We start from the raw sequence: 293 nt of genomic DNA on the forward strand, positions 1-293 counted from the left end.
TTGGACAGCACGTACACCTCACCGGTGAAGTGGGTGTGCGGCTTGATGGAGCCGGGCTTGCACAGCACTTGGCCGCGCTGCACGTCTTCGCGCTTGGTGCCGCGCAGCAGGATGCCGACGTTGTCGCCAGCCTGGCCTTGGTCCAGCAGCTTGCGGAACATTTCGACGCCGGTGCAGGTGGTCTTCTGGGTGGTGGAGATGCCGACGATCTCGATTTCTTCACCGACCTTGATGATGCCGCGCTCGATACGGCCGGTCACGACGGTGCCGCGGCCGGAGATGGAGAACACGTC

The 293-nt window shown here is 63.8% G+C and carries 1 protein-coding gene; it reads right to left on the reverse strand.

What is annotated here, in order from left to right; all coding sequences use genetic code 11:
- Positions 1–293, reverse strand: a 293-nt coding sequence (locus HA630_RS00190; RefSeq protein ID WP_243855299.1) for an EF-Tu/IF-2/RF-3 family GTPase, incomplete at both ends; no start/stop codon positions are given.

Source organism: Aquabacterium sp. A08 (genome assembly GCF_011742065.1).